The sequence below is a fragment of the Ruegeria atlantica genome (assembly GCF_013033965.1).
GTDB classification, from domain to species: Bacteria; Pseudomonadota; Alphaproteobacteria; order Rhodobacterales; family Rhodobacteraceae; genus Ruegeria; species Ruegeria atlantica_D.
This window is the reverse complement of record NZ_WQFE01000026.1, coordinates 1-5,966: the sequence shown is the minus strand read 5'-3', so window position 1 is coordinate 5,966 and position 5,966 is coordinate 1. Positions and strand designations below refer to the sequence as shown.

The following is a 5,966-nucleotide window of genomic DNA, read 5'->3' as shown; positions in this document are numbered from 1 at the left end:
CAAAAGAAATGGCGCCATCGGCGCCATATCCCGTCTGGATATGCGTGCGCACCCCTTCCGAGTCAGTGGCCTCGCTTTCCTCAACGCGGTAGCTCTGGCTGTTGCTGACAAGCGTGGTATCCGCCACGGTCCCGGTGCTGCCATCGGATTTGGTAAAGGTGGTCTGGCCGGTAATCACCGAGCCATCGGGCAGTTCGATATTGGTCGCATCCGCCGTCAGGTCGATGGAGGTGATCCCCAACTCGTCCAAGGTCTTCGTCACACGCGAGCCGTCAGGCAGTGTCACCAGAACCTTGAAGTCCGACCACTTCTCGTCATTGGCGTCAAAAACCCCGTCGCCGTTGGAGTCAAATACCGCTTTCAGCGCCTCGATGTCACTCGTCGCCGTCGGATCCCATTCCGTGAACACATATTCCCGCGTCTCAGAGATCGTCCCATCCCCGTCCGCGTCGTAAAACAGAACTCCATTCCCGGCAGCGGCCCACGCCGTCTGGTTCTTCAGACCGTCTCCGCTTGAGTCCACAAACACCGTCGACTGCGACAACTGCGTGATCTCAACACCGGTTCCGTCCAAATCCAAAATGATCGGTTGTTGGTAACCGTGACCGCGAGTGGTTCCACTATCCTGCGAATGGTGGTCAGGTCTGGATGACCCGCCAGAGCTTGTGGATGAAGAATCGCCACGCAGACCATCACCTTCAGCGCCGCTTCGCTGACCGCCGAGGCCACCAGAACTTGAGCCTGCGCCACCGCGATCATCCCCATCATCTCCGCTTCTGCCATCGCCAATTTTGCCATCGCCGCTAGAAGAAACTCCTCCGCTGCCAACTCCAGCTGCCTCGGGTCCTTCCAAGTCAAATGGACCGCGCTCAGCGAAAGGTGTTGAATTCGGTTGGGAAAAACCCGGTTTCGGTACAGAAGGCGGCCTGTCCGGAAAATGAGATACCGTCGGATCACGGAATGAACCGGGGCGAGTTGCCAGATTATTTTCGACTACATCACTGTAAGCGTCAGCGTTAGCTTTGTTCAAGTCGTCATAAACATTCGTCTCGCCGCTCATTACATCCGGCAGGGCAGCCTCTGGCAAAGGTGACGTCCAACCAGTTTGCTGATTGAGAACATTTATATGTTCTTCAACGATTGCTTTGATTTCTTCTTCGGTCAAATGAGGATAATGCTCTTTGATCTCATCAATGAAATTTTGAGTTGGGTTAAATTGTCCCCCTAATGGCTTAGCGTTCATCGCAGAATCTATTAGCGGTCCGGCGACAATCCCGGCTATTGGCCCACCCACAATTGTGGCACCAGTGACCAATCCACCCTTCACAAAACCACCTAACGTTGGTGCGGTTTGTGTAATAGCTGCCTCAGCCAACGTGCCAATTGTAGCGCCAGCAACACCTCCAACAGCCTTAATACCATTTGCCCCCAGCGCCGTGGCAGTTCTACCAAGTGTTGAAGTAAACGCGCCCTTCTCCACACCATCTGAGAGGACACTTGTGCCAATACCGACTGCAGTTGCAGAAAGCGTCACACCAAGAGCCGCTGGATTTGTTGGCTCACTGTATTGTTCTGGGTTTAAGTCCGGAAGGTTTTCCAAGTGCGCGGAAGCATCAAACGGATTGCCCATCGTTATTTACCCTTAAATTTAAAGAAGTAGAAATATGCTAGAACAACGAACACCAAGGAAAAAAGAAGATCAACAAAAACATAGCTGGCCCCTGAGTGCCACCTATAGACGACCATGGCTACAATGAGACCACAGAGGACCAAAAACTCGACGGTATTCTTTTTCACGTGGACTCCTTGTAAAAGATAGCTAGCCATTTCCCTAACATGATTTCTCCGGATTCGTTAACCTGTTGTTTCCGCAGGCTCGCCTTACCCAACATGTCCAAAGTGTGAACGCGGGATCCAAGCCTGACAGAGGATGGTCAATTATAAGTTGCATTAGGTTTCTGTCTTTTCTGGGCGGCGATACGATGTGCTAACACTGTATACCAGCAACCTTACAGTGATCAGCGGATATTCACGGAACCATCCGGTGCTTGGAAAGCGAGCGTTTTCCTTGTGGTCTCACCGGTGGCGGCACAGCGGCGTGAACAGCATCAGAAAAACCGTTGCGGAAATCATAGTGAGGTTGCATGGTGCGTCCTGTCTATTCTGGCGGAGTGAATTTCCATGCTTATCGGTTATGCACGAGTGTCAAAGGCCGACGGAAGCCAGCTCCTCGATTTGCAGTGCGATGCGCTGATCGAAGCCGGTGTCGATGCCGAGCGCATCTATGAAGACAAAGCATCCGGGCGAAAGGATCATCGGCCAGGGCTTGATGCCTGCATGAAAGCGCTTCAGCCGGGTAATTCTCTGGTGATCTGGAAACTGGACCGCCTTGGGCGCGATCTCAAGCATCTCGTGGCAACGGTTGATGACCTGCGAGAGCGCGGCGTTGGCCTTCGCGTTCTTTCCGGCGCCGGTGCCGAGATTGATACGACTACCGCAAATGGTCGGCTTGTCTTCGGGATCTTCGCCAGCCTCGCCGAGTTCGAACGGGAACTCATCGCTGAACGCACCCGCGCCGGTCTGGCAGCGGCACGTGCTCGAGGTCGGAAAGGTGGACGACCGCGCAAGATGGATGTGACCATGTTGCGGATGGCCATGAAGGCTATGGCAGATCGTGAGACCAACGCTTCAGATCTGGCAAAGCGGCTCGGGATCACCACAACGACGCTTTACGAATACGTAAACGGAGACGGAACCGCGAAAGCGCCTGGTCAGAGACTTCTGGACGGAGATTTAACATGAGCAAAGAGGGCGGCAATTCTTAGAGAATTTCGTCGCACTTGTTTTATACGCAAGCCTACCTTCAAACTTTTTAGTTCACGCACTTTGTAAAGCGTTTAGGCCGCTATTTTCCCAAAGTCGATCCTCTGGTCCAGATCCACATCAAACCGACCGTATGGATTGATGTGAAGATAGAAGAGTGGGGACAGCCCTTGCAGATCCCGCTCAGACAACCGGTTGATCCAGTTCGGTTCGGACAGGACCGATTGCACCATGCGTGTGTTCACATAAACCAGAGAGGCCTGAAGCAGGTGCAAGGCATGAGCCGATATCTCCTGATCGGCAATGCGGTTGCTGGAGATTTCGCCCCCTTTGCCAAAGAAGACAAACCCGTTGGCACTATTCCAGTTTTCGACCACGTTCAGTCCTTCATGGATTTCGCGGCGGAAAGCCTCAGAGCGCAGATAACGACACAAGAAGATCGTTTTGATCGCGCGACCAAGTTCAGCAAGCGCCTTGTACGTTGGGTGCATCACATCGGAACGGGCAAACCGGCGCAGAATGGCCTCAGGATCAGCGGTGCCGTGCTGCATGGCCGCGGCATACTTGACCATCTCATCATATTGGCGCTCGATTTCGGCCCAGTCGATCGTACTGGACAGGATTGGCAATAGGTTCGGCAATTGAGCACGGATGCTTGCACTGGGAACGGCAAGTTTCTGGCTTGCGATTGCTTTCAGTCGAGGCGCCAGTTCAAAGCCCAGGAGATGGCAGAAGGCAAAACCGATGGCGCTTTGCCCGTGGCTATCAACATATTGGCGTTGGATTTCCATATCCGTGCAGTGCCGCAAGACACCTTCGATCATAGAAGCCACTTCGGAAGACGAGCAACGCTTCAACTGAGAATAGATACAGGTGGCCTGGCGTTCGACATGCCAGTAAATCATCACGCCGCGCCCACCATAGCGGGCATGCCATTCAGTCATCAGATTTCGGTCCCAGGCTCCAAACTTGGTGGAGTCTGAGGCACAGGCTGTTCCGGCTTCGCCCCAAATGACTGGGTTCCGAATAGCCAGCGTCGCATCCGCGACCCGGCTGCAAGCCCCCCGCAGAGAAGCCAGATCAATGTAGCGCCGCCGGATATGCAGTAATTCATCATGACTGACACTCGGCGTGCCTGCGGCCACACGCTTCAAGCCCGCATTTGTGCCCAGTCCATACAAAGAAAGTAGCAGACGTTGATCTCGCACCTCCGGTGGCAGTGCCTCGCGAGTAGCTGAGGTCTCAAAAACATCCAAGAAACCCGTATCCAACGCAGTTTCCTTCAGAGTGTCCAGCAGGCCGGTCATTGGCCAACGCCGCCCAACCTCGGCTTTGAGACCGACCAGGCCCTTGGGCTCTGACGCAGGATCAAAGGGCGTGATGCAAATCCGGTTCTCGCCCGACCAACGCAATCGAACTCTGTCATTGTTTGGTAGCGTCGCGTTCAACTGACGTAGCTCCTGCTCAAGTTGCTCACGTACCGAAGTGGAAAAGGCGCGAGCATCCTGGGTGAGGTTCAGGCCAGCATAGTAAGCGTTGCGCCGATCAGGAAAATCCTTCGGCAGATCGTCATCCGGATTACGGTAGCGATCCGCCCCTTCGACCCAGATTTCTTTGGCTCGGATGCGCTCCCGCAATTGCGTCAAAATACAGAGCTCATAAGAAATTACATTCAGGCGTCCCCGGTTGTCCAAGACGGTGCCCCACCATTTGCGCGGAATAGACCCTTCCGGAGCCAAAGAGGCTGGGACATAACGCCGGCCCTCTTCATTCAGGCGCACAATCAAAGACAAAGCATCCATGATCGGTCGCCAAACCTCATTGTTTGACCGGAACTTCAAGACAGACAGCAAGGATGGCAGCATTCGGCGATAATGGCTGGCATAGGACCCACGCATGACAGTCTGAATCCGGACATCCAATGTGCCTTTGGCCTTGTGTTCATCAATGATGGCTTTCAGCTTCGCTGCCCCCGCAACAGGGAAGATAACTTCGGCAACACGGCCATTCGGAGCCATCATGGCCGCTGTCGCAATATCAACCAGCAGTCGTTCTTTTCCGTGCACCTTCTCGATATCAGCCGCGATCTTGCCAATGACTTTGCGCTTGGAACGTGTGCCGATGCGATGGACAATCTCAAGCAGCAAATCGACCAGCCCGTCCAGCAATTCAGCCCTTCGGGTCATCAGATACACAGCCAACAAACCAAGGCGCTTTTCTCGGCTGTGCCGACGCATCTCGGATGCGGTTTCGCCCTCGGTCCGGCGCGCCAACATCTTGACCCAGGATTGGTCAATTTCTCCGATCGCATCATTGGGCAAATCAAGCTTCTGAATGAAAGCAAGCCGATGGGCTGCATCCAGAACGTTATCCAGTGTTGCGGCCCCAACGTCACCCTTCAGGCGCTGAAACCCAGTCCGCCCACGCGGGTCAGCAAGGCTGGCTTCCAGTTCAAAGGCTGCTGAACCTGACAAGCGCGCTGCAACCGATGTGAGGTAACTTTCCAGAAAGCGTTGGCGCCCGGAACGTACAATGCGTTCGAGTGCTTGTTCCGAAGGTGAGACCAGCTTGTGGTCCAAAAACCAGTGACACCCCAACTCTGTCATCTCGGAGACAGAACCGCCCCGCTGAACGACATCATTGAGCAGCCAAGTTTCGAACTCTGCCAAATCAGTTTGCCTAGACCGGGAGAACCCCAAATGCTCAGCAACACGTATCCGATAGCGCCGCGACCTGCGATCATCAAACAAACTAGTTGGATGATCTGCGGGTTGCTCGGTTTGACCGGCGACATAAGAGGCCACCTCGAATGGAACGCATGACCAATCTTCGATAAATCGCCCTGTTCGCTGTAAGTGGCACAGCTGAAGGCCTGCTTCCAGCCGAATATCTTCTGGCTGATCCGCCAGAAACATCAGATCAGAAAAGGACAGACCCCAATCTGCAGCAATATTCCCTGTCAAAGTAACCTCCGCCGCGTAATTCGCGCCGAAACCTCAGGGAGAACCCTTCAGAAGACAACCCTCGTTCACAAATGTTCCAGAATTTGTCCGATCTCACAGCTTCGGGCCAGCCGGGCCAAACAGCGGGGAGCACCGCAAAACGTGGGGCAGTTGCCGGTGGCGGGGGTTGATGGCACGATC

At 54.3% G+C, this 5,966-nt stretch carries 2 protein-coding genes and 1 pseudogene; 1 reads left to right on the top strand and 2 read right to left on the bottom strand.

Translation table 11 applies throughout. The features are described from left to right. A pseudogene (locus GOW16_RS22910) lies at positions 1 to 1,630 on the bottom strand (hypothetical protein); the annotation flags it as partial. Between the two features lie 551 nt (positions 1,631 to 2,181). Here GOW16_RS22910 and GOW16_RS22380 point away from each other — a divergent pair. Further along, positions 2,182 to 2,802: a recombinase family protein gene (locus tag GOW16_RS22380; RefSeq protein ID WP_170419760.1), complete on the top strand. Its 621-nt coding sequence runs from the start codon at positions 2,182 to 2,184 to the stop codon at positions 2,800 to 2,802. Positions 2,803 to 2,897: 95 nt separating this feature from the next. Here GOW16_RS22380 and GOW16_RS22375 read toward each other — a convergent pair whose 3' ends face one another. Next, on the bottom strand, positions 2,898 to 5,786 hold the full coding sequence (locus GOW16_RS22375; RefSeq protein WP_170419758.1) for a Tn3 family transposase: 2,889 nt from the start codon (positions 5,784 to 5,786) through the stop codon (positions 2,898 to 2,900). Positions 5,787 to 5,966 lie beyond the last annotated feature (180 nt).

Bases quoted from the DNA above. Each gene is read 5' to 3' on its own strand.
- GOW16_RS22380 (WP_170419760.1), top strand. From the start codon at position 2,182: ATGCTTATCGGTTATGCACGAGTGTCAAAGGCCGACGGAAGCCAGCTC.